This window comes from Streptomyces sp. NBC_00620 (genome assembly GCF_026341825.1).
In the GTDB taxonomy this organism is placed as follows: domain Bacteria; phylum Actinomycetota; class Actinomycetes; order Streptomycetales; family Streptomycetaceae; genus Streptomyces.
The window spans coordinates 787,426-809,782 of sequence record NZ_JAPENY010000002.1 but is presented as its reverse complement, the minus strand read 5'-3'; the positions used below and the strand labels follow the sequence as shown (position 1 = coordinate 809,782).

The 22,357-nt window shown below is 70.8% G+C and carries 18 protein-coding genes and 1 pseudogene; 10 read left to right on the top strand and 9 right to left on the bottom strand.

Features of this window, described 5'->3' with window-relative positions:
• Positions 1–471 precede the first annotated feature (471 nt).
• A complete protein-coding gene (locus OG246_RS22820) occupies positions 472–1,434 on the top strand; it encodes an ABC transporter substrate-binding protein (RefSeq protein WP_266466582.1) in 963 nt (320 codons plus the stop codon).
• A gap of 62 nt (positions 1,435–1,496) precedes the next feature.
• On the opposite strand, the gene OG246_RS22815 is transcribed toward OG246_RS22820, so the two are convergent.
• Positions 1,497–2,690, bottom strand: coding sequence for a DUF5685 family protein (locus OG246_RS22815; protein ID WP_266466579.1), 1,194 nt, complete (start codon positions 2,688–2,690; stop codon positions 1,497–1,499).
• A 290-nt stretch (positions 2,691–2,980) separates the two neighbouring features.
• On the opposite strand from OG246_RS22815, the gene OG246_RS22810 reads away from it, so the two are divergent.
• Positions 2,981–3,421, top strand: coding sequence for a cell division protein SepF (locus OG246_RS22810; protein WP_266466576.1), 441 nt, complete (start codon positions 2,981–2,983; stop codon positions 3,419–3,421).
• Between the two features lie 65 nt (positions 3,422–3,486).
• On the opposite strand, the gene OG246_RS22805 is transcribed toward OG246_RS22810, so the two are convergent.
• Both OG246_RS22805 and OG246_RS22800 read right to left on the bottom strand, forming a co-directional pair.
• The gene (locus OG246_RS22805) at positions 3,487–4,677 is read right to left on the bottom strand and encodes an acyl-CoA dehydrogenase family protein (RefSeq protein WP_266466573.1); all 1,191 of its coding nucleotides are present in this window, start codon (positions 4,675–4,677) and stop codon (positions 3,487–3,489) included.
• 179 nt (positions 4,678–4,856) lie between these two features.
• Positions 4,857–6,464: an MFS transporter gene (locus OG246_RS22800; RefSeq protein ID WP_266466570.1), complete on the bottom strand. Its 1,608-nt coding sequence runs from the start codon at positions 6,462–6,464 to the stop codon at positions 4,857–4,859.
• Positions 6,465–6,755: 291 nt separating this feature from the next.
• On the opposite strand from OG246_RS22800, the gene OG246_RS22795 reads away from it, so the two are divergent.
• Complete coding sequence (locus tag OG246_RS22795; protein ID WP_266466566.1) at positions 6,756–7,961, top strand: glycosyltransferase family 39 protein; 1,206 nt, start codon at positions 6,756–6,758, stop codon at positions 7,959–7,961.
• A 239-nt stretch (positions 7,962–8,200) separates the two neighbouring features.
• Entirely contained in the window at positions 8,201–9,229 is a 1,029-nt protein-coding gene (locus tag OG246_RS22790) for a phosphatase PAP2 family protein (RefSeq protein WP_266466562.1), read from the top strand.
• A gap of 108 nt (positions 9,230–9,337) precedes the next feature.
• Here the strand turns inward: OG246_RS22790 and OG246_RS22785 are convergent, their stop codons facing one another.
• Positions 9,338–9,553: an I78 family peptidase inhibitor gene (locus tag OG246_RS22785; protein WP_266466558.1), complete on the bottom strand. Its 216-nt coding sequence runs from the start codon at positions 9,551–9,553 to the stop codon at positions 9,338–9,340.
• 401 nt (positions 9,554–9,954) lie between these two features.
• Between OG246_RS22785 and ctaD the strand changes: the two are divergent.
• Positions 9,955–11,601: pseudogene (gene ctaD / locus OG246_RS22780) on the top strand (cytochrome c oxidase subunit I); the annotation flags it as partial.
• Here ctaD and OG246_RS22775 read toward each other — a convergent pair.
• The 3 genes from OG246_RS22775 to OG246_RS22765 all read right to left on the bottom strand — a co-directional run bounded on the left by OG246_RS22775 (position 11,525) and on the right by OG246_RS22765 (position 14,657).
• Positions 11,525–12,571, bottom strand: a complete 1,047-nt coding sequence (locus tag OG246_RS22775) for a YafY family protein (RefSeq protein ID WP_266466555.1) — start codon at positions 12,569–12,571, stop codon at positions 11,525–11,527. The pseudogene ctaD and the gene OG246_RS22775 overlap by 77 nt on opposite strands.
• A gap of 288 nt (positions 12,572–12,859) precedes the next feature.
• Positions 12,860–14,146, bottom strand: a complete 1,287-nt coding sequence (locus OG246_RS22770) for an ABC transporter substrate-binding protein (protein WP_266466552.1) — start codon at positions 14,144–14,146, stop codon at positions 12,860–12,862.
• On the bottom strand, positions 14,121–14,657 hold the full coding sequence (locus OG246_RS22765; RefSeq protein ID WP_266466549.1) for a hypothetical protein: 537 nt from the start codon (positions 14,655–14,657) through the stop codon (positions 14,121–14,123). Before OG246_RS22765 ends, OG246_RS22770 begins: the two co-directional genes overlap by 26 nt.
• 136 nt (positions 14,658–14,793) lie before the next feature.
• On the opposite strand from OG246_RS22765, the gene OG246_RS22760 reads away from it, so the two are divergent.
• From OG246_RS22760 to OG246_RS22750, 3 genes are read left to right on the top strand one after another with little or no spacing between them, the layout of a single operon-like run.
• The gene (locus OG246_RS22760) at positions 14,794–15,276 is read left to right on the top strand and encodes a hypothetical protein (protein ID WP_266466545.1); all 483 of its coding nucleotides are present in this window, start codon (positions 14,794–14,796) and stop codon (positions 15,274–15,276) included.
• Entirely contained in the window at positions 15,276–18,494 is a 3,219-nt protein-coding gene (locus tag OG246_RS22755; protein ID WP_266466542.1) for an ATP-binding cassette domain-containing protein, read from the top strand. The genes OG246_RS22760 and OG246_RS22755 overlap by 1 nt, the downstream gene beginning before the upstream one ends.
• Positions 18,491–19,216, top strand: a complete 726-nt coding sequence (locus tag OG246_RS22750) for an ABC transporter ATP-binding protein (RefSeq protein ID WP_266466538.1) — start codon at positions 18,491–18,493, stop codon at positions 19,214–19,216. The genes OG246_RS22755 and OG246_RS22750 overlap by 4 nt, the downstream gene beginning before the upstream one ends.
• On the opposite strand, the gene OG246_RS22745 is transcribed toward OG246_RS22750, so the two are convergent.
• Together OG246_RS22745 and OG246_RS22740 are read right to left on the bottom strand one after the other, a co-directional pair.
• Complete coding sequence (locus OG246_RS22745) at positions 19,113–19,775, bottom strand: transglycosylase family protein (RefSeq protein WP_323178327.1); 663 nt, start codon at positions 19,773–19,775, stop codon at positions 19,113–19,115. The two genes, OG246_RS22750 and OG246_RS22745, sit on opposite strands and share 104 nt — an antisense overlap.
• Positions 19,776–19,896: 121 nt before the next feature.
• Positions 19,897–20,571 (bottom strand): transglycosylase family protein, encoded by a 675-nt coding sequence (locus tag OG246_RS22740; RefSeq protein ID WP_266466535.1) that lies wholly within the window; start codon positions 20,569–20,571, stop codon positions 19,897–19,899.
• Between the two features lie 533 nt (positions 20,572–21,104).
• Here OG246_RS22740 and OG246_RS22735 point away from each other — a divergent pair.
• Together OG246_RS22735 and OG246_RS22730 are read left to right on the top strand one after the other, a co-directional pair.
• The gene (locus tag OG246_RS22735; RefSeq protein ID WP_266466532.1) at positions 21,105–21,878 is read left to right on the top strand and encodes a hypothetical protein; all 774 of its coding nucleotides are present in this window, start codon (positions 21,105–21,107) and stop codon (positions 21,876–21,878) included.
• A gap of 73 nt (positions 21,879–21,951) precedes the next feature.
• Positions 21,952–22,326 (top strand): hypothetical protein, encoded by a 375-nt coding sequence (locus tag OG246_RS22730; RefSeq protein WP_266466527.1) that lies wholly within the window; start codon positions 21,952–21,954, stop codon positions 22,324–22,326.
• The last annotated feature ends 31 nt before the right edge of the window (positions 22,327–22,357 follow it).

The window sequence follows — 22,357 nt, the reverse complement described above, 5'->3', positions numbered from 1 at the left end:
CACACGGGCCGCACGGCCACAGGGACCGTACGGACCACACGGCGCGCCACGAGGACGCACCACGGCCGAGCCCCTCAGCATGGCCGTCCGTCGAGAGTACGGGGGCGTTTCCCGTCCCTGTCAAGGGTGTCCACACTGTGAGCGCTACGTCTCATGTCAGTTGACGCGGAAACGGATGCCTGTTCCACTTGCCCCATGCATTCGCAGCAGTGGCTGGTCACGCGCTCCCACATCGACTTCGGTCGAGTGTGGTCCTCTTCCTGTTGAGCTGACCTCTGGCGCCCCCTCTGACGGGCGCTTTCTGCTTTTCTCCGGCGCCGTCTGAGCGCCGATGCCCACGCCTTCACACGCGTTTCCCGCGCTCCCCTCGCGCACAGAACTCACTTTTCCCGCCGCTTTTCCCGGCTGCCCCCTGCCTGCCTTCTCCCTGTCTTCCGTCTGCCTTACGCCTGCTCAGGAGATCCGTACGCCATGAGTACGCCCTCGCGACCCCGTAGTCGCCATTTCATCCCCTTTGCCCTGGTCACCTCCGCGGCGCTGCTGCTCACGGCGTGCGGTTCCGGTGACTCGGGAAGCACGGGCTCCGGCGGAACCGACGCCCAGGCCGCGGTCAACAACGACGGAATCCCCACGGCGGACGTGCTCTCGTCCGTCAAGAAGGACGCGGCGGCGGCCAAGTTGCTGCCCTCCGGGACCACCGGTCTCAGCATCGCGGTCAGCGTCTCCGGTCAGCCGCCGGGCACCTCGTACCTGGAGGACGGCAAGACCCTCGCCGGCCAGGACGTCGACTTCGCCAACGCGGTCGCGAAGACCCTCGGCATCAAGCTGGACTACGAGGCCGCGAGCTTCGAGGCGATCCTGCCGGCCCTCGACAGCGGCAAGTACGACCTCGGCATCGGCAACTTCGGCGTGACCGACGAGCGCCGCAAGACCATCGACTTCGTCACCTACATCAACGACGGCCAGGGCTTCGCCACCCGCGACGACAGCAAACTCACGAAGATCACCGACCTGAAGCAGCTGTGCGGCCTGAACGTCGCGACCGCCGCGGGCACGACCTTCGAGGCGACCCTGGAGGACAACAAGAAGGTCTGCACGGACGCCGGCAAGGACGCGTACAAGGTGCAGACCTACAGCGAGCAGGGCGCGATCTGGTCCTCGCTGCAACAGGGCCGCAGCGACATCGTGATGAGCACGATCAACGGCCTGCGCTACGCGGTCGCCCACCAGGAGGGCGTGAAGTTCCTCAGCGAGTACCACCGCCTCGACGTCGGCTTCGCCTTCAAGAAGGGCACGAAGCTGGCGCCCGCCTTCCAGGCCGCGGTGAACGAACTCATCGCGGACGGGACGTACGACAAGATCCTCAAGAAGTGGGGCACGACCGGCTCGGAGATCGAGAAGTCGGAGATCTCACCGCAGGAGATCAAGGACTGAGGCGGCCGCTTCCCGACGAACCCAGGTTCCGTCCCGTACACGTGACGGGACGGAACCCACCCTCAGCAGCCGCCGCAGTCACACCCGCAGTCGCACCCGTCGCAGCAATTGCCGCAGCAGTCACCGCACTCGCAACAGTCACCGCACCCACTGCAGTCGCAGTCGCACTGACTGCAGAGCCCTTCCCTGCGCTCCCGGCTCCACGGGTCCTCGTACTCGCCGCAGCACATCTGGCACGTACAGGCCAGCCCCGCCCACACCAGGCAGCCCACGATGAGCCCGCGCCGGTCGCGGTGCGGCGGCTCCGGGGGAAGCGGCGGTCCGCCCGGGCCGCCGGGCGGCGCGTACGGTCCGGTCGGCGGACCGTATACATCGGCCTGATGCGACCGGTGTGAGCACGAGCTCGTACCGAAGGCGCGGTCCACGGAGTTCCGCAGCTCGTGCGCGAGCAGCGTGTGCGCGAGCCTGCCGTCGCTGAATTCGACCTCACGCAGCGCCAGCCGTATCCCGTGCAGCGCGTCGTCCGCGAGCCGCCGCGCCTCCACGAGCGAGGTCCCGGTGGCCGTCAGCGGATTCCAGGCGCCCGACGCGGCGTCAGTTTCCCTGTCCTCCACGGCATCCAGGAGATGCGCGAGCCGTCCGAAGAGCCGCCCGGCCTCGGCGAGCGGCATGGCGTTGCCCGGTCGCCCGGCGAGGACTGCGGTGTGCGCGAAGGCCGCGGCGGTCGCGGTCTCGGTCGGCTCGGTGACCGTCAGAAGCGGCGTCCCGAGCCCGGCCAGCGCCTCGACACCGATCTGCCGGTCCACGGCGTCGACCAGCACCGCGGTGTCGAACCCGACTGCCGAACCGGTACGCGCACCGGCGCGCCCCCAGCTCCTGGCGACCCGGCGCGCGGCGAGCGCCACCGGCTTGCGCGCCAACAGCCCGTCCCCGTCCGCCACGTGATCGCGCACCTTGGCCGACGCCAGCACCAGCGAGACGGCGGCGGCGAGCCGTGCGCCCTCGCCCTGCGCGACGGACGCGGTGCGCATACCGCGCAAGGGACAGGGCCCCGCCGTACGCCGCCCCCCGGTGGCGCGCGCGGCCTGAGCCTCCGTCAAAACCGAGACCAGCAGGCCGTCATAGTTCGTGACGACCCTGGCGAACTGACCGTGGTCCCCGCGCAGCGCGAGGCACAGCCCGCACAAATGCGCCATCCACTGGGTCTTCAGCCCCTCACCGAGACGGTGCCGGCAGGGCCTGACTATTCCGAACACGACACTCCCCCGTGACCTGTACGACGTTGAGCTGCGGCATCGTATCGATCACCCCGTTCACCCGTACGCACCGCCCGTCACCCATACGCCGTGAAGAATCATATTTCACTCCTAGTCAGCAGCCGTACACAGCAAGACCCTTGGGAAACGCGGGCTCTCGACGTATTCGCTGTGCACCAGTACCGTCACGAAACCCCCGCGCGGCGTCTATCCACTTGGCGCGACATCCGCATCATGGACGACCATGGGGATGCGGAAAGCAAGAAAGACCGCTGTGAGAGGAGGCGTCCATGGGATCGGTGCGCAAGGCGAGTGCCTGGCTTGGCCTCGTCGACGACAACGATGACGAGCGTTACTACGACGACGACAACTACGCCGAGGGCCAGGCGGCCGGCGATGCCTGGGTCACCGACCCTCGTGTGAAGGTCGCGTCCGAGACGGCGGAGGAAAAGGGCCGCCGGATCGGCACGGTCACCCCGGACAGCTTCCGGGACGCACGTGGAATCGGCGAACTCTTCCGGGACGGCGTCCCGGTCATCATCAACCTCACGGCCATGGAACCCGCCGACGCCAAGCGCGTGGTGGACTTCGCGGCCGGTCTGACCTTCGGCCTGCGCGGCACGATCGAACGGGTCGCCACCCGCGTCTTCCTGCTGACCCCTGCCAACACGGAGATCGTCAGCGGCGAGGCCGCGAGCCGTCCGCAGGACGGTTTCTTCAACCAGAGCTGAGGCAGGGCCGCTCACCGGCCCTGCCTTGCCGGGGTCCTTGCGGGTTCTTCCGGGGTTGCGAGTTCCTACCGGAAGGCATCGAGTCCGGTGAGCGCCTTGCCCAGCACGAGTTGATGCATTTCGACGGTGCCCTCATAGGTGAGCACCGACTCCAGGTTCGTGGCGTGCCGCATCACTGGGTATTCGAGCGAGATGCCGTTGGCGCCGAGAATGGTGCGGGCGGTCCGGCAGATCTCGATCGCCTCCCGCACGTTGTTGAGCTTCCCGAAGCTGACCTGCTCCGGGCGCAGCCGCCCCGCGTCCATCCGCCGCCCCAGGTGATGGGCGAGCAGGATCCCCTTGTGCAGTTCGACGGCCATGTCGGCGAGCTTGGCCTGGGTGAGCTGGAAGCCGCCGATGGCCCGCCCGAACTGCTCGCGCGTCTTGGAGTATTCGACGGCGGCCTCAAAACTGGCCCGCGCGGCGCCCATCGCACCCCACACGATCCCGTACCGCGCGTGCGACAGACAGGCCAGCGGCCCCTTCAGCCCGGTGACCTCCGGCAGCACGGCATCGGCGGGCAGCCGTACGTCGTCCAGGATCAGCTCGCTGGTGACGGAGGCCCGCAGCGACCACTTGTGCTTGATCTCCGGAGCGGAGAACCCGGCCGCGTCGGTGGGCACGACGAACCCGCGGATCCCGTCGTCGGTCTGCGCCCACACCACGGCGACCCCGGCGACGGACCCGTTGGTGATCCACATCTTCCGCCCGTTGAGAACCCAGTCCCCGCCGTCGCGCTTGGCATACGTCCGCATGGACCCCGGGTCGGACCCGTGGTCGGGCTCGGTGAGCCCGAAGCACCCGATGACGTCACCGGAGGCCATGGAGGGCAGCCACCGCTGCTTCTGCTCCTCCGACCCGAACCGGTGGATGGCGTACATTGCGAGCGATCCCTGCACGGAAACGAGGGACCGAATCCCGGAATCGGCGGCCTCGAGTTCGAGGCAGGCGAGCCCGTACTGCACGGCGCTGGCTCCCGCACACCCGTACCCCTGGAGCGACATCCCGAGCGCCCCGATCCCGCCCAACTCCCGTGCCAGTTCCCGGATCCCGGGCAGCTCCCCCTTCTCGTACCACTCGGCGACGTAAGGGAGCACCCGGTCCGCGGCCCACGCCCGCACGGTGTCGCGGATCGCCAGGTCCTCCGCGTCCAGAAGGTCGTCGATACCGAGGGGGTCGGCGGGGTCGAAGGGGGGCAACTTCGAGGACGCGGACATGGCAGAGCCTCCGGAACTCTAAAACTAGCGCCGCTAGTTACGAATACGGCGCCGACGTTACGACGCAGTGTCCCGTACGTCCAGAGGTCCACGACCCGGCAGCCGCCGACGGCGGGCACCCCCCACGGGAGACCCGCACTTCTTGTCCAGGCCGCACGGGCGGTGCGCGGGCGGGAGAACTAAACAGGCACGCGGGCCGACGCGACTTCCCGGGGCGCCGGAATCTCCGCCGAGCCCGCCGCAGGCGCCCCGCACTCCATGACCCGCGGCAACCGCAGCGCCATAACGGCCCCGAGCAGCAACAGCCCCGCGCTGACCAGCAGGGTCACATGCAGCCCGTGCACAAAGGAGTCCCGAGCCGCATGCCGCAGGGCAGCACCAGGATGCCCGCCAAGCCGCGCAGCAACCTCGTACGCCTCCCCCAGAGAGTGCCCCGCCGCCTTGGAATCCGAGGCCGGAACGCCCGGCACCGACGACAGCCGGGGTGTGTACGCAGCGTTCATCACACTCCCCAGGAGCGCGATCCCGATCCCGGCGCCCAGCTGGTACGAGGTCTCGCCGATCGCCGCGGCCCCGCCGGCCTGCGCCGGAGGAGCCTCGCTGAGCATCGACTCGTACGCGCCGAAGAGCGTCATCTCAAGCCCGAACCCGAGAAGCACGAACCCGAAGAGCAGCAGCCCCGTGTTGTCACGCCCGCCCATCGGGACGAGCGTGATCACCGCGGCCGCGGTGATGCAGAACCCGGAGCAGACCATCGCGCGCGGCCCGAACCGCCGCAGCATCTTCGCGCCGGCGAGCCCCGCCGCCATCGCCGCGACGGTGAGCGGCAGCAGTCGCAGCCCGGTCTCCAGCGGCGAAAGGCCGAGCACGAGCTGCAGATACTGGGCGGCGATCAGCTCGAGCCCGACCAGGGCGAGCATGGCGAGCACGATGCAGCAGACGGACGTACTGAACGCGGGCCTGGAGAACATCCGCAGATCGACCAGCGGATGTTCGCGCCGCCGCTGCCGACGTACGAAGGCGACCATCAGCGCCGCACCCGCCAGCAGTGGCACCAACGTGAACGGGCTGAACGGCGCCTCACCCCCGCCGAGCCGCTTCACGCCGAGGACGATTCCGAACAGCGCGGCCGCGCCCATGAGCGCGCCGACGACGTCCCAGGGCCCTTTCCCGTCGCCCTTGGACTCGGGCAGCAGCAGTCGCCCGATGGGGAGGCTGACCAGCATCAGCGGGATGTTGATGAGGAAGACGGACCCCCACCAGAAGTGCTCCAGCAGAAACCCGCCGAGGAGCGGCCCGACCGCGGCGCCCACGGCGGCCACGGCGCTCCAGATACCGATCGCGAGCGCCCGCTCCCGCCGGTCGGGGAAGACCTGGCGCAGGATGGAAAGCGTCGCGGGCATGATCATCGCGCCGCCGACGCCGAGCAGGGCGCGCGCGCCGATGAGGACCTGTGCGCTGTCGGCGAGGGCCGCGAGTCCGGAGGCGACGCCGAAGAGCGCGTACCCGAGGAGGAGGATCCGGCGGCGGCCGACGCGGTCGCCCAACGTGCCGAAGAGGATGAGGAGCGAGGCGCAGACGAGCGGGTAGACGTCGACGATCCAGAGCAGCTCTATCCCGCCGGGCTTGAGGTCCTCGGTGACGGCCGGTACCGCGACATGCAGCACGGTGGCGTCGAGGGCGACAAGGAGCAGGCTGACGCAGAGGACGACGAGGACGACCCAGCGGTTGGCAACGGCCCCGGTCTCCCGACGGCATCGCGCAGCGGCCGTAGTCGTCCCGGACATGCACTACCTCCCAGATGTTCCCCCGCGTTCGGCGGGACCGCGGGGTGGGGACTCCCTGCGGTTGCGGCCTGGGAGAGCGGAATCCCGGCCCACGCAACAAAGGCGAGTGAGCCGTCAGCGTACGCGAGTTCCAGCCGATGACGCGTGGCGGACCTCTCACGTTCCACTCAGCGGGGTGTGGCGTACGCCACGCTCCACCTGGCACGCCGGGCCTCGAAGGGCCGGGCTCCCCCTTGCTGCACCACGCCCCGGCGGGTCCCCCGGTTCCGCGGGCCCCCGATAATCGAGCCCGTGACCGATCTTGAGACGCCCGTAGCGACGCCGCCCCGCACGGGCGCCCTGCGCCGGGCCGCGCCCGCCCTCCTGGGTTACGCGGCCGTGCGCGCCCTGGGCCTCATCACGCTGGCCGTGTGGAGCGCGGCGAACGGCAAGAGCGCCCACACGCTGCTGACCGCCCGCTGGGACTCGCTCTGGTACACCCGGGTCGCCGAACTCGGCTACGGCTACGAGGTCCGCCTCCCGAACGGCGACGTGCACTCGAACCTCGCGTTCTTCCCGCTGCTGCCCTGGCTGGAACGGCTCGTCTCGGCGCTCACCCCGCTGTCGTACGCGGACGCGGGTCTGCTCGTCAGCACCCTGGCCTCGCTCGCCACGGCCTGGGGGATCTTCGCGGTCGCGGACCATGTGTACGGGCGCCGGGCCGGCGTCTGCGCCGTGCTCGTGTGGGCGGTGCTGCCCATCGGCATCGTGCAGTCGATGGCGTACAGCGAATCCCTGTTCACGGCGCTCGCCGCCTGGTCGCTCTACGCGGTACTGACCGGCCGCTGGCTGACGGCGGGCACGCTCGCCGCGCTCGCGGGCCTGACCCGCCCGGTGGGCGCCGCGGTCGTCGCGGCCCTGTGGGTGGCGGCGATCACCTCGTTCGTACGGGACACGCCGACCCAGCGGGATACCTCGTACGTACCGAATCGAAGCGCGCCGCATCCGGACGGCGCCCCCGCGTGGCGGCGCGCCCTCGGCATGCTCCTAGCGCCCCTCGGCGCCGCCGGGTACGTCCTGTGGGTGGGCCACCGCACGGGCGGGGGGCCGCTGGGCTACCTCGATGTCCAGGCGCAGTGGGGCAACGGTTTCGACGGCGGGTACGCTTTCGCCCGCTTCGTCGGCGACAAGTTCACGTCCTTCCCCTCCGCCCTGGCCGGCCTGGGACTGGTCGTCGGGGTCGCGCTGGTGGTGTGGCTGTACGTGACATGCCTGCGGCAGGGCCAGCCGCTGCCGCTCCTGGTGTACGCGGGGATCGTCACCGCGCTCGCCCTCTGTGCGTCGGGCTACTTCGGCTCGAAACCGCGCCTCCTGCTCCCCGCGTTCCCCCTGCTGCTGCCCCTCGCGGTGGCCCTGTCCCGGCTGCGTACGCCCAGGTCAGCGCTGGTGCTCGGCGGTGTGGCGGCGGCCTCGGCGGCCTACGGGGCCTTCTGGCTGAACGGCACCGGGCCGCCATGATCGACTCCATGGCGCCCGGTGAGCGGCCAGAGAATTCCACACCAGTTCCAGGTGAACGGAAATATAAGAGACATAAAACCGAACTCACACTTGATCGATGGAATTGAAGGGTCTGGCCAGGGAGGATTAGTGATTCATTGGAAATTGACATCATCCTGAGAGGAATCCCACATCACATCGTCATCACAAAGCGAGTGATTCGACCTTGAACGCAGCTCACTCGCTGTAACGTCGATTGAGTGCGTACCGAACGAACCCTCAAGCGTCTGGACCGGGTCTTCGCCCGGCTGGACCGTGAGCCGGAACGACCGGCCCACATCGATGTGCCGAAGATGAGTCGGCACAGGGTTGTGCTCTTCGTAGCCACCCTGGCCTTCTACTTGGCCATTGTGTGGGCCGTGGCGATCACGTCGTGGCTGGTCCGGTTCGACTGGCAGGTCATGTTCTTCCGGCCCTATCAGCAGTGGCCGGAGATCCACGCGTTCCTCGACTACTACGTGGTGCTCGGCCAGCGCGGCCCCACCGCCGTGATGGTCTGCGCCTGGCTGGGCTGGCGCTCCTGGCGGCAGCACACCCTGCGCCCGCTGCTCACGCTGGGCGCCTCGCTGCTGCTGCTGAACATCACGGTCGGCGCCGCCAAGATCGGCATGGGCCGCCTCGGCCCGCACTACGCGACCACGATCGGCTCGAGCGAGATGGGTCTCGGCGGCGATATATTTCCTTCGGGACACACCGCGAACGCCGTCGTGACCTGGGGAATCCTGGCCTATCTGGCCTCGACCCCGCGGGCCAGGCGCTGGCTGTCCGCGGTCTCCGCCGTGGTCTCCCTTGGTGTCGGTCTGACCACCGTCTACCTCGGCACGCACTGGCTGAGCGACGTGGTCCTGGGCTGGGCGGCGGGGCTGCTGATCCTGCTGGCGCTGCCCTGGGTCGAGCCGCTGATCGCCCGCGCCGAGGTCTGGATCTTCTCCCTGCGCGACTCCTGGCGTGCCCGTCGTGCCCGTCCCGCGCCTGCCCAGGCGCCCGCTCCGGTCGGCGTGCCCGTCATGGTCACGCAGCCCGCCGACGTGGACGGGGAGGCTCCGGCGCGCGAGACGGTCAGCGGTTCCCTCCCGCCCCGGGCGCCCGTCTACCTGGCCCCGGGCCCGCACACGACCCGCTCCGAGCGCACCCCGGTCACACCGATCGGCAGCCGCCGGCCGCCGCACGCGGACCGCGTACCGCGCACGACCAGCAGCACCCCGGTCCGCCCCGCGGCAGGCGGCTGAGCACACAGAACCCGCGGGGCCGGTACGCACACAGCCTCTCCCCGCACCGCGAAGGCCCCCGGCTCCTGACGAACCGGGGGCCTTCGCGTATGTCCGTCGGCGGCGCCGTCAGCCCTTCCAGCAGCGGGTCACCCTGCCGTCACTGACCTCGAAGTTCAGCCGCCCCGCGCGGTACTCCATGGTGATGATCGCGCCGGGCGGCAGCGAGCGCACCGTGGACCAGCCGCGCTCCCGGGCACGGCGCTCGGCGCTTCTCGCCTCCAGCCCGACATAGGTCTCCGTACTGTCCTGGGGCTCTGCGGGAGGAGTGGGAATGGGTGCCATGAACGCCACGTTAGGCGGCCCTTCGCCGGTGGGGAAGCCCAACCCCGCACCATGCGCCTCTTATCCCTCACCGGTCACATTTCTGTCACAGGACCACGACAAGCGTTTCAGCCGAACTCCGTCACACGTACGGGGGGTTCGGTAGGTGTTTCGCACGCCTTCGAACGTAATTCGGGACTACGGTGACGCCGTCCCGAATAGCCCATTGGAATGTGCGGAGCCGGTCGTGCTGCGCGGCCTTTCCATTCCGATTCCGGGGCGTGTCCCGGAAGCTGACGCCGCATAGGAAATACACGGTTCCAGCACACAACCCCCGCACGCCCTCTGTCGGAGCGCGGGGCGACGCGAGCATCATGGCGTGAGCTCAGCAGGCCCGGAAGGCGATCGCGAAGGGGCGAGCGATGGGGACGGACACCGCGCAGGCGGCGGCGCGACCCGTACGGATCAAGCAGCCGGGGCGCGTGATCGTCGACTGGCTGACCACCACCGATCACAAGAAGATCGGGCACCTCTACCTGATCACGTCGTTCGCGTTCTTCCTGACCGGCGGCCTGATGGCGCTGCTGATGCGCGCCGAACTCGCCCGGCCCGGTCTGCAGCTCATCGACAACAACCAGTTCAACCAGATGTTCACCATGCACGGCACGATCATGCTGCTGCTGTTCGCGACCCCGACCTTCGCCGGCTTCGCCAACGAGATCATGCCGCTGCAGATCGGCTCCCCCGACGTCGCCTTCCCGCGGCTGAACATGCTCTCGTACTGGCTGTTCCTCTTCGGCGGCCTGATCGTCCTCGGCTCGCTCCTGGTACCCAGCGGTCCCGCCGCCTTCGGCTGGTTCGCCTACGCGCCGCTCAACAGCCTGGAGCGCTCGCCGGGCATCGGCGCCGACATGTGGATCATGGGGCTCGCACTGGCCGGCTTCGGCACGATCCTCGGCGCGGTCAACTTCATCACGACCATCATCGGGATGCGCGCGCCCGGCATGACCATGTTCCGGCTGCCGATCTTCACCTGGAACACGCTCTTCACCTCGATCCTCATCCTCTTCGCGTTCCCGGTGCTGGCGGCGGCGCTGCTGGTGCTCGAGGCGGACCGGCGGTTCGGCTCACAGGTGTTCGACGCGGCGAACGGCGGGGCGCTGCTGTGGCAGCACCTGTTCTGGTTCTTCGGGCATCCCGAGGTCTACATCATCGCGCTGCCGTTCTTCGGGATCATCACGGAGATCCTGCCGGTCTTCAGCCGGAAGCCGATCTTCGGCTATCTGACGCTCGTCGCCGCGACGATGGCCATCACCGGCCTGTCGGTGGTCGTGTGGGCGCACCACATGTTCGCGACCGGCGCCGTGCTCCTGCCGTACTTCTCGTTCATGTCGTTCCTGATCGCGGTGCCCACGGGCGTGAAGTTCTTCAACTGGACCGGCACGATGCTCAAGGGGTCCCTGTCCTTCGAGACCCCCATGCTGTGGGCCGTCGGCTTCCTGGTGTCGTTCCTGTTCGGCGGCCTGACCGGGGTGATCCTGGCCTCGCCGCCCCTCGACTTCCATGTGACCGACTCGTACTTCGTGGTCGCCCACTTCCATTACGTCGTCTTCGGCACCGTCGTCTTCGCGACCTTCGGCGGCTTCTACTTCTGGTGGCCCAAGTTCACCGGCAAGATGCTCGACGAACGGCTCGGCAAGATCCAGTTCTGGACGCTCTTCGTCGGCTTCCACACGACGTTCCTGGTGCAGCACTGGCTGGGCGCCGAGGGCATGCCGCGCCGGTACGCCGACTACCTCGCGGCCGACGGCTTCACGGCGCTCAACACCATCTCGACGATCGGCGCGTTCCTGCTGGGCATCTCCACGCTGCCGTTCCTCTACAACGTCTGGAAGACCGCCAAGTACGGCACCAAGGTCGACGTCGACGACCCCTGGGGCTTCGGCCGCTCCCTGGAGTGGGCGACCTCGTGTCCGCCACCGAGGCACAACTTCAACACGCTGCCCCGGATCCGCTCCGAGTCCCCGGCGTTCGACCTTCACCATCCCGAGTACGCGGCGGTGTCCCCGGCTCCGGCGCCCGCTCCAGAGCCCGGGACAGCCGGTCCCGCGCCGTCCTGATCGCCTCGTTGAGCTCCGCGGGTTCGATCACCTCGAACTCCAGGCCCGTCATCATCACATGAAGCACCATCACATCGAGGCTCGCGGCCCCGGTGCGCAGGATGCAGCTGTCCTTCCCTGCCGTCTCCAGCGTCCCGGCGGAGGGCGAGATCCGCGCGGCGGCCTCCTCCATGGGCACCAGCAGCCTGATGACGGCATGCGAGGCGTACGCGCGCGTGGAGACGCCTTTGGATACGTACGCCGACAGGTCCTCGGCGGGTGGCGTACGGGGCGTGAAGCGGGGTCCGTGCGGCGGCCTGGGCGTGATGCGGTCCACCCGGAACGTACGCCAGTCCTCGCGGTCGACGTCCCAGGCGACCAGGTACCAGCGCCACTCGGTGCACACCAGGCGGTGCGGTTCGACGGTACGGCGGGTCGACACTCCGTCATGGCTGCGGTAGTCGAAGCGCAGCCGTTCGGCGTCCCTGCAGAGGTTGGCCAGCTCGGTGAGCACGGCCGGGTCGATGGCTGACGGCTGCGGGCCGCGCAGCATCGGTACGGTGAACGCGTTCAGGGCGCCCACCCGGCGGCGCAGCCTGTGCGGGAGCACCTGCTCCAGCTTGGCGAGCGCCCGTACGGAGGTCTCGCCGATGCCCTCGATGCCCTGCCCCGCGGCCGTCCGCAGACCGACCGCCACGGCCACCGCCTCGTCGTCGTCCAGGAGCAGCGGCGGCAGCTCGGCCCCCGCGCCCAGCTGATAGCCGCCGCCCGTGCCGGGGCTGGCGTTGACGGGATAGCCCAGCTCGCGCAGCCGGTCCACGTCGCGGCGCACGGTCCTGCGCGTGACCCCGAGCCGGTCCGCCAGATCGGCCCCGGACCATTCGCGATGGGCCTGCAGCAGCGAGAGCAGGCGCAGCAGTCGTGCCGATGTCTCCAACATGGATGCGAGTCTGGCAGCCCTTGCGGACAGCGGCTGTCCGCAAGGGGGAGCTGGGCTGGGGGTGGGTTTTTCGCCCCCTCCGCCCCTACCCATTCCCGTCACTTGGGGGCTCCGCCCCCAAACCCCCGCTCCTCAAACGCCGGAGGGGCTAAAAATCTTTAGCCCGTCCGGCGTTTGAGGACGAGGCCGTTCAGGCCGATACGGGGGTCTGGGGGCGGAGCCCCCAGGAACGGGACGGGTAGGGGCGGAGGGGGCGAAAAACCCACCCCCCGCACCCCGCCACCCCCCTCAAGGCCGATAACCCAGCTGCGGCACCTCAAAACAGTTGCTGTTCATGTCCCCCTGGGAGACCCAGCCCCGGTCGTCCTCCCAGCGCGCCACCGACACACACGTCCGGCGCGTCGCAGGCGGCTCGGACAGCCGGTCGTACACGACCGGAATCAGCAACCCGCCGGCGCTGTACGGCTCCCCCCGGTTCATGAACCGGTCGACACACTCGCGCGTGACCCCCGTAGACGCACAGGACTCGGCCGCGTCCGAGAACCACATGGCGGCGGCCCACCCCTCCAACTGCCACTGGGAGTGGGTCTTCAGCCCCTTCGTCGCGTCCCGGAACTCCCGCACGGCGGCATCCCCGGTGTCCGAGTAGTTGCGACTGGCCCCGGTGGCCCACAGAGCGTTGCGGCAGCGCGGAGAGTCCTTGTAGTCCGAGGCAACGGCGGACGTCCAGTTCTGCACGTTGGTGACCTTGGCGATGACCGAGGCCCCGACGGCGTCCATCGCCTCGCAGAGCTGGGCGTTGCCATGCGTGTCGAGGGCGTCGAAGACGAGGTCGGCGCCCTGTTCCTTGAGGTCGGCCGCGACGGCACGGAAGTTGGGGAGCGCGAAGTCGACCTGTTCGGCGACGACTTTGTAGCCCTCGGCCTTCAGTCCCTGGGCGACGAGCCGGGCGTAGGCGGCCGAGGCGGACTGGTTGTACGAGACGACGGCGGCGGTGCGGGCGCCCTGCTCGCGCTTGAAGTAGCGGTAGACCTCGGTGCCGCCGTACAGCTCACCGCCCCAGCCGGGCGTGCCCGCGCGGGGCGCGAGGCTGCCGTAGATCCCGTAGAGGTACGGATAGGTGTCGTAGGCCGGCCCGATGGGCTGACCGCCGATGTCGGGCACGCGCGCGTGGGACACGCGGGGGGCGCCCGCGTAGTCGAGGGCGGTGGTGGCGACGAGGGCGACGACCTTGTCCTCGTCGACGAGCCGGTGCACGCACTCGTTGTTGCCGACCCCGCTGCCCCCGTCGTCGCACAGCCGCACCTCGACCGGCCGCCCGCCGATGCCGCCGCGCGCGTTGAGCCGGTCGAAGTAGGCCTTCGCCCCGTCGCGCGGTCCGGTGAAGGCTGAGCCGCCGACGGGGCTGGTGGCGCTGGTGATGATGCCGACTCGGATCGGGGCGGTGTCGCCCTGCCGGGTGGGCGTGGACCGGTTCTCGAAGTCGCTCTCCGGGAGGCGGCTGCCGCAGGCCGCGCTCAGCAGGAGCAGCAGGCCCGCGGCGAGGGCCTCAGCAGCCCGGGCCCGGCGACGCATTGCCGCTCAGTGTCACCAGTGCGCAGAGCGTCTTCACGGACACCTTCCAGGTGCCGTCCTGCTCGACCGCCGTTCCAGAGGCGCCCGGCAGCGCGGTCGCGCCCTGCAGGAGCAGCGAGTACGTCACGTTCGCGTCGGTCGGCGAGGTGAACTCGACCTTCTCGACGACGGCCTTCACCTGCTGGCCGCGCTGATCGCCGCTGAATCCTTCCAGGACCTCGGTCATCTGGTCGCCGTTCTCCAGGACGGCCGTCTTGTCCTTCTGTGCGACGGCAGGGTCGAAGAACTTCTCCCAGTTCTCCTTGATCTCCTGCTCGGCCGCCGCGGGATCGGCCGGAGCCGTGGGGCTGGGCTCCGCGCTGGTGGACTGCTCCACGGAGGGGGTGGGCGGGTTTGTGTCACCGCCGCCGCTCTCGTCGCTGCACGCCGTGAGGGCCGCGGCGAGGAACAGGACCACCGCTGCCGCCACCCCCCGGCCGTTCCCCCGCCTGAGGTCTGTCCCGAGAACCATCTGGCTCACCACCGGGTGTCGGACCGGGCCCAGGTGCGCCCGGTGCTTTCAGGGTCAGCTTGCAGAAGGCATAGTGCAAGCCATTGGCTGACATGGACAGTCAACGGACCAAACACACGACGTGCTGGAGCCCCGGATGCGGACAGCTCGACTGCGGACTGTGCACCCCGTCCTGTGGGCGGGGTGGGCCGCGCTCGCCGCGGGAGCGGTGTTGTGCGTGATCGGCTGGTACGGCATCTCGGGCGAGCGCTACGCGGAGCGGCAGCTGCCGTTTCTCGCGTCGTGCACGGTTCCCGGCGCCGCGCTGATCATCGCGGGCGCGGTACTGCTCACCCATGGCAGGAACGCACTGGCGGCGGCGCGCGTGGAGGAGCTGTACGGGCTCCTCGTCGCGGCGGAGCCCGCCGACGTGGACGAGTCCGGGCAGGCCGCGGCCGTGCCCGTCGCCGTCAGCGGCGAGCTGCTGACGGTGCCGGGCGGCACGTTGTGGCATCGCGCGGACTGCCCGCTGGTCGCCGGGAAGGCGGAGGCCGTGCCGGTGGACTCGCTGCTGCTGGCGAGCGGGGAACTGGGGCCCTGCCCGATCTGCGAGCCGTCCGCCGCCGATCCGGACGACTGATGGCGTCACTGACGTACGACCTCACCCTCGCCGGTCTCTCGGTCGGCAGCGCCGCCGCCCTGACCGGGATCGGGCTGATCGTCACCCACCGGGCGACCGGCGTACTCAACTTCGCGCACGGCGCGATCGCGATGGTGTGCGCGTATCTGCTGCGCCAGTTCACGGTCGAATGGGGCTGGCCGCTGTGGCTCGGCGCCGCGGTGACGCTGCTCCTTGTGGCCCCGGCGATCGGCGTGGCCCTGGAGCGTTTCGTCTTCCGTCCGCTGTCCGTCCTCGGCAGTGACCCCGCGCAGACGCTCGTCGCGTCCATCGGCGTCTTCGTCCTGCTGGTCGGCGGGGCCGCCCTGGTGTGGGGCACCGGGGCACGGGCGGACGCGCCGACGCTGGTGTCGGCGGATCCGTGGGGGCAGCTGGCGGTGGCCGTCGCGCTGGCCGTAGGGGTCGGTGCCGTCACGCGCTGGACCCGCATCGGCACGGAGCTGCGCGCCGTCGTCGACGACCGCTCGCTCGCCGTGCTCGGCGGCATCGATGCCGACCGGGTGGCCGCGGCGGGCTGGGCGTTCGGCTCGTTCACGGCCGGTCTGACGGGCGTGCTCCTCGCCCCTTACGTGCGCCTCGACCCGTACGGCATGCCCCTGCTCGTCATGGAGGTGCTCGCGGTCGCCGTGGTCGCCCGGATGCGCAACCTCCCGGTGGCCGTCGTGGTGGCGCTGGGCATCGGGGTCGCCCAGAGCCAGCTGACGCGGCTGCACCCGTCCGGCTGGGGTGAACCGCTGCTCCAGGCGGTCGGCGCGAACCTGTTCGTCGTCGCGCTCCTGATCGCGGCCCTCGTCCTCCCCGGCATCGGCACCCGCGACGCGCTCCCGCGCACGGCGACGGCCCGGGTGGCGACACCACCGGGGGCGTGGATCGTGGCGGTCGTCCTCTTCCTCCTGCCGCTGGGCTTCGCGGGCTCGGACCTGCATACGTCGGTGCAGGTGCAGGTGCCGGCGCTGGGCGTGGTGCTGCTGTCGTTGGTCGTCGTCACCGGCCGCGGCGGCCAGATCTCGCTCGGGCAGGCGGCGTACGCGGGTCTGGGCGCCCTCTTCACGGCCCTGCTGGCGGCGGGCCGCTTCCCGGGCCTGCCGCGGCTCCCGGAACTGGCCGCGCTCGCGGTGGCGGTGATCCTGGTCGCCCCGCTCGGCCTCCTGACCGGCTGGCCCGCCATCAGCCGCCACGGTCTGGCCCTCGCCCTGGCCACCTTCGCGGTGGGCGTCGGCGTCAGCCGCTTCGTCTTCAGCCAGCCGTACGCCACCTCGGGTCTGTCCCTGGACCGCCCGGCGGGCTTCGACGGCGACCGCGCGTACTACCTGCTCGAACTGGCCCTGCTGGCCTGCGCGTTGCTGGCGGCCGGCGTGCTGCGCCGCGGCCGCACGGGCCGGGCCCTGGCCGCGATGCGCGACCACGAGTCGGGCGCGTCGGCGGCGGGAGTCCGCGTCCCGGCCCTGAAACTGACCGCCTTCGTGGCGGGCGCCGCCCTGGCCGCGCTGGGCGGCGGCATGCTCGGCATGGGCCTGCGCGCTTTCGACGCGACGGCTTACGACCCCGTCCGCGGCCTGCTCTGGTTCGCGGCGGTCGTCGTCCTCGGCGCCGACAGCGTGCTCGGCGCCCTCGCCGCCGCGGCCCTGCTCGTCGGGCTCGACGCGGGGGCGCGCGGCGGGGTGGCGGCCGCCCTCATCGGCGTACTGGCCGTCCTCGTCGGCCGCTTCCCCGGGGGCCCGTACGAGGCCCTGCGCACCGCCGCTTCCCGGCTGCGCCTGCGCCGCCGGGCGACACTCACCCCCTTGGGGGCCCGCGTACGACGCCAACTGCGGCCGGTGCGACCGAGGACGGCCAGGGAGCTGGTACCGGCGGAGGCCACCGCGATGACATCCGCGAGGCGGCACGCACCGGGAGGGCCGGGGCTACCCGAGCGCGGACGCCGTCCAGCCGGTTGGGACCCCTCGGGGGCGGGACACTCCGGGCAACAGGGCAGGCAAGGTGGCCTGTCCGAGCCGAGCCACACAGCTTCGAGGCATGGTGCCAAGCCGCCCCCCGATACCGCGCCGCTCAGCAGTGCCGGGCGACCCGGCATCGGCGGGCAGGCGCCAGGCTCCGGACAACCGCAGGGCAACACCCCCGCCGGCAGTCCCGGTGAACTCCGGCACGACCACCCCAGCACCGCAAGGCCCGGCCACATCGCCACGCCGCCCGACACCCCCGGACAACCCGGAACCGACGGGACGACGCGAGGCACCGAACAGCCGGGAAGTGCGGCACAGCCGCGGGGCGAGGCTCCCGGCTCGGAAGCGGGTGAACCCCGGAGTCGACGGGACGACTCCGCACCACCGCGTAGCCGCACGTCCGCTCAGGATCCGGGTCGGCCCCCGAGCCGACAGGACGATCCCGTGCGGGCGGGAGGCCCCGCGCAAGCGCGCGGAGACGCCACGGCACCGCCCGGCCCGGCGAGCGCGGCACCGGCCGCACCCCGCCGCTCGCACCCCCCGCTGGAGCCCACCACCCTGCGCGCCCGCCGACTGCACGTCACCTACGGGGGTTTCACCGCCCTCGACGGAGTCGACCTCGAAGTCCGGCCCGGGCGGGTCACCGCCGTCGTGGGTCCCAACGGCGCGGGGAAGAGCACCCTCTTCCACTGTCTCGCCGGGACTCTGCGCCCGGCGCGCGGGCAGGTACTGCTCGGGGAGCGTGACATCACCCGGCAGGCGGCGCACGCCCGTACTCGCCTCGGGATCGCGCGGACCTTTCAACAGCTGGCGGTTTTCCCCTCGTTGACCGTGGCCGAGAACGTGCGGGTGGGCGCCGAGCAGGGACGCATCCCCGATCCGGGGGCCGTGGAGCGGGCGTTGCGCCTGTTCGGGCTCGACGGGCCGGTGCGGGCGCTGCCCGCGGCGGGGCTGCCGACCGGGACGCTCAGGCGCGTCGAGCTGGCGCGGGCGCTCGCCGGAAGTCCGCGGGTGCTGCTGCTCGACGAGCCTGCCGCGGGGCTCGACAACGGTGAAGTGGCCGCCCTCGCGCGCGTGTTGCGGGCCCTCGCCGCGGACGGCATGGCCCTGCTCGTCGTGGAGCACGATCTCGATCTGGTCGCCGACCTGGCCCATACCGTCCATGTCATGGCCGCGGGGCGGATCGTCACCTCCGGGCCCGCCGACCGCGTACTCGAGACGGGGACCGGCGGATGAGCATCGCCCTGCGCCACGCGCGCGTGCGCTACGGCCCCTTGGAGGCCCTGCACGGCGTGACCCTCGTCGCCCCCGGCCCCGGCCTCACCGTGCTGCTCGGCCGCAACGGCTCCGGCCGTACGACCGCGCTGCGCGCCCTCGCTGGGGACGTACCCCTGTCCGGCGGCGCCGTCGTCTGGGACGGCGCGGACGTCACCCGACTGCCCGCCTACGAACGCGCCCGGCGCGGACTGTGCCTCGTCCCGGAGCGCCGGGCCGTCTTCGGCTCGCTCACGGTCCGCGAGAACCTCGAACTGGCCGCCCCCAAGAACGACTTCGCCGGCGCCCTCGACGCCTACCCCCAGCTCCTTCCCCTCCTCCCCCGCCGCGCCGGCACTCTCTCCGGCGGGGAGCAGCGCATGCTCGCCCTCTCCCGCGCCCTGCTGGCACGCGCGCGCGTGGTGCTCGTCGACGAGCCGGCGCAGGGCATGTCACCGAGGGTCGCGGCACGGACGTACGAGCTGCTCGGCGGCCTCGACGCGTGCGTGGTGGTCGCGGAACAGCGGCTGCCGCCCGGCCTGCTGGAGAGGGCCGGGCGGACGGTGTACGTCCATGAACTGCGCCGCGGCGCGGTCGTGTTCAGCGGAGAGGCGGCCGAAGCGACACGGGGGCCAGGGGGGACAGGGGCGGGCCGAACAGGGCAGGGGCCGAGATCCGGGCGCCGCCCGAACCCTTCGGGATGACGAGCAGAGTGCCCACGTTCAGCCGGTCCGGATAGGCCCCGATCATCTGCTTGTTGGCCTTGTAGAGAGCCTGCCAGCCGCCCTTGACCTGGTACTTGCGGGCAATCGACGAGAGCGTGTCGCCACGCTTCACCACATGCATGCGGCCCTGGAGTCCGTACCTCTTGGCACAGACGGGCCAGGCCTCCCACCCCTGGGCGGCCAACACCCCCTCGGCGACGGTGATCTGCTCCGCGCGCGTGGCCAGATCGGCACGCGCGGCGTACTTCAGGCCGCCGTACTCCTCCCAGGTCGGCGGCCAGAACTGCAGCCCGCCGTAGAAGCCGTTCCCGGTGTTCGCGTCCCAGCGGCCGCTGCTCTCGCAGTCGGCGAGACAGCCCCAGGGCCACTGATCCTTGACGCAGTCGTACGGCACCTGCGCCGCCTGAGGGCCGGGAAGCGGTGGCGGTGGCGCGGCCATCGCCCGGGAAGGGGCGAGCACGGCCAGCGCGGCGGCGATCACGGCCGCGTACCGAACGCACTTGTCCGACATGGTCGATGGGAACCGCGTGGGATGCATCGGCCCACGCTAGGCAGCCCGCCACGCGCGCCCGGCCAGCCGCGCCCGGCTCGGCCGGGGCCCCACCCGGTCGGCGGACCGACCGGGCAGGACCCCCTCTCTCAAGGGCGACGGGCGGGGCTCAGAGGTCGAGCCGCTGCCCGGGCAGGATCAGGTCGGGATCACCGCCGATGACTGCCTTGTTGGCGGCGTAGATCTTCCGCCAGGTGGTCCCGTGCGACACCGCGATGGTGCTCAGCGTGTCACCGCTGCGGACGGTGTAGTCGCCCCGGGACGAACTCCGGTTCGTGTGGTCGTCCGCCGGGCGCTCGGGCGCCTTCGACGGGGCCGACTTGGGTGTCGACTTCGGCGCCGACTTGGGCGTCGACTTCTTGGTGGCCGAGCCTCCGGCCGACCCGGCGCCCGAGGATCCGGGCGCGCTTCCGTACGCTCCGGCCCGCGCCGAACAGGTGGGCCACGCGCCCCACCCCTGTGCGCGCTGGACCTTGGTGGCGACGGCTATCTGGGCGCCCTTGGAAGCCTTGTCGGCGGTTGCCGCATAGGCGCCACCGCCGTACGCGCGCCAGGTGCTTGCGGAGAACTGGAGCCCTCCGTAGTAGCCGTTGCCGGTGTTGATGTGCCAGTTTCCGCCGCTCTCGCACTTGGCGATGCGGTCCCACACTCCGCTGTCGGCCGCGACGGCGTTGCCGCTCGCGGCGAGCAGTCCGAGCGGGGCGAGCAGGGCCGCCCCGGCGAGGACCGCAGCCGTACGTGTCGTACGACCTTTATGAGTGTTGTTCTCGGCACACGCGGACATGTAATTCCTCTCCACGGACCCGGGGTCCCCCAAGACGGGGCGCGACGCCCTGCGCGTTTGACGCGGTTGTCGCGCTCCGCCCCGTCCGCCGGAGGCTGTGCTGCGAGCTGGCTGGTTCGGCCGGCGGACGTACCCGAGCGGTGCTCGTTGCACACGGTCGAGGAATCTATGGAGCTTGTCGCCCTATATCAACCAACTCCTTGTCATTCGAGGCCAGTTAGCCGTTACCGAGGGTATCGTCGATTTTCGGCCACCCACTTCATTGGGTGATTTCCTGATTTGTCGACCTGCCACCCTGACGATCTGTGACCCACTTCACCGAACCAACTTCCCTGGTACACCCAGAAGTTGGCTTGGAGTGACGAATTCCGCAGGTGACCTCACCCTGCGCGCCGGATGGTTCGATTCCGTTCGCTCCCGGGCGTGACTCCCGCCACAGATCGCCCGTTGTCATCTTCATGAGCCGGGGACCCCCCAGCTCATGAGCCGGGGGCCACCCGGCGACGCCACGCACCGCATCCCGAGGAGCCACCGTGCCGCGCATGCTCGACGTCAGCGACGACGTACGCGCCGAGATCGGCGACGAAGAAGCCGACCGGCTGCTCGCCGGAGAGAACGCCCCGGGCAGTTACGACTGCACGTCCTGCCGCACCCAGGGCGACTCGGAACAGGAGCGCACCAGCACCGTCCTGTTCATCGGCGACGAGACCGCAGTCCTAGCCTTCGCCCACGCGTCCTGCCTGCCCTCTCAGGTCGTCCAGGTCACCGAGGAGCAACTCCAGGGCGCCGTCCGCTCGATCACCGCCGAGGGCGGGCCGGCCGGCGCCGGGCCCGAGCAGGCCGTGCTCGGGGTCACCAGCGGACTGATCCTGATCAACGGCGAGTTGCACCCGGCGCTGGTCGTCGAACCGACCGGGCCCATCGTGCGCCCCGGCTCGACCGACATCGGCGACGACTTCCTGCCCCTCCTCATCGAGCAGGGCTTCATGCCGGTGACCGAGCTCAACTCGGTGCCGCCCGTGCTGCACGGCTGGTCCGTGCTGCTCGCCGCCGGCCAGTTGCACGCCGTGCTCCAGCCGGGCACCGGCGGCGGCTCGCCCGTCGCCTGGTGGCAGGCGCACCAGGCGCTCCAGGTCGCCGACAGCTGGCGCGCCGCCGCCAACAAGCACCAGCAGGTGCTCCTGTTCGCGGCCCCGGTCGGCTCGATCGGCCGCCAGCCCCGCGAGGACCTGCTGCGCGACGCCCTGGACAAGGCCGCCGCCAACGGCAAGCTCGTCGGGAGCGCCCTGCCGCTCGCCGGAACCTGAGCGCTCCCCCGGCCTGCGCCAGTTCGGGCGCACAGGACAGTATCCGTCCGGCGGCGGGGTCGTTGGCACGTACGTGCACACCTACGACGTCCCCCGCCGCCAGCCCTTCCAGCCGGTCCAGTCCGTGCGACCGGCCCAGGATCCTCCCGGCGGCCCATCGGCCACGCCGATCTACGACGCGCTGTACGCCGAGTGGGTCAAGTCCTTCAGGGCCCTGCCCGGCGACCGCCACGGCGAGGAGGAGCTGGACTTCGCGGCCTTCGGGCGCCTCCCGCAGGGCACGAACTCGTTCAGCTCGTACGGCTCGTACAGCCCCCACAACTCCTACAGCTCGTACAGCGCGGGTGCGTACTCCGCGCGGCAGCACACGAGCGGGCGGCAGCAGCACAGCACCGGAATGCACCACGTCCCGGCCGCGCTGCCACCCGCGCCGCGCAGGGGTCTCTGAGGGCGGAACAACGGGAAAGGGGCGGCTCCTT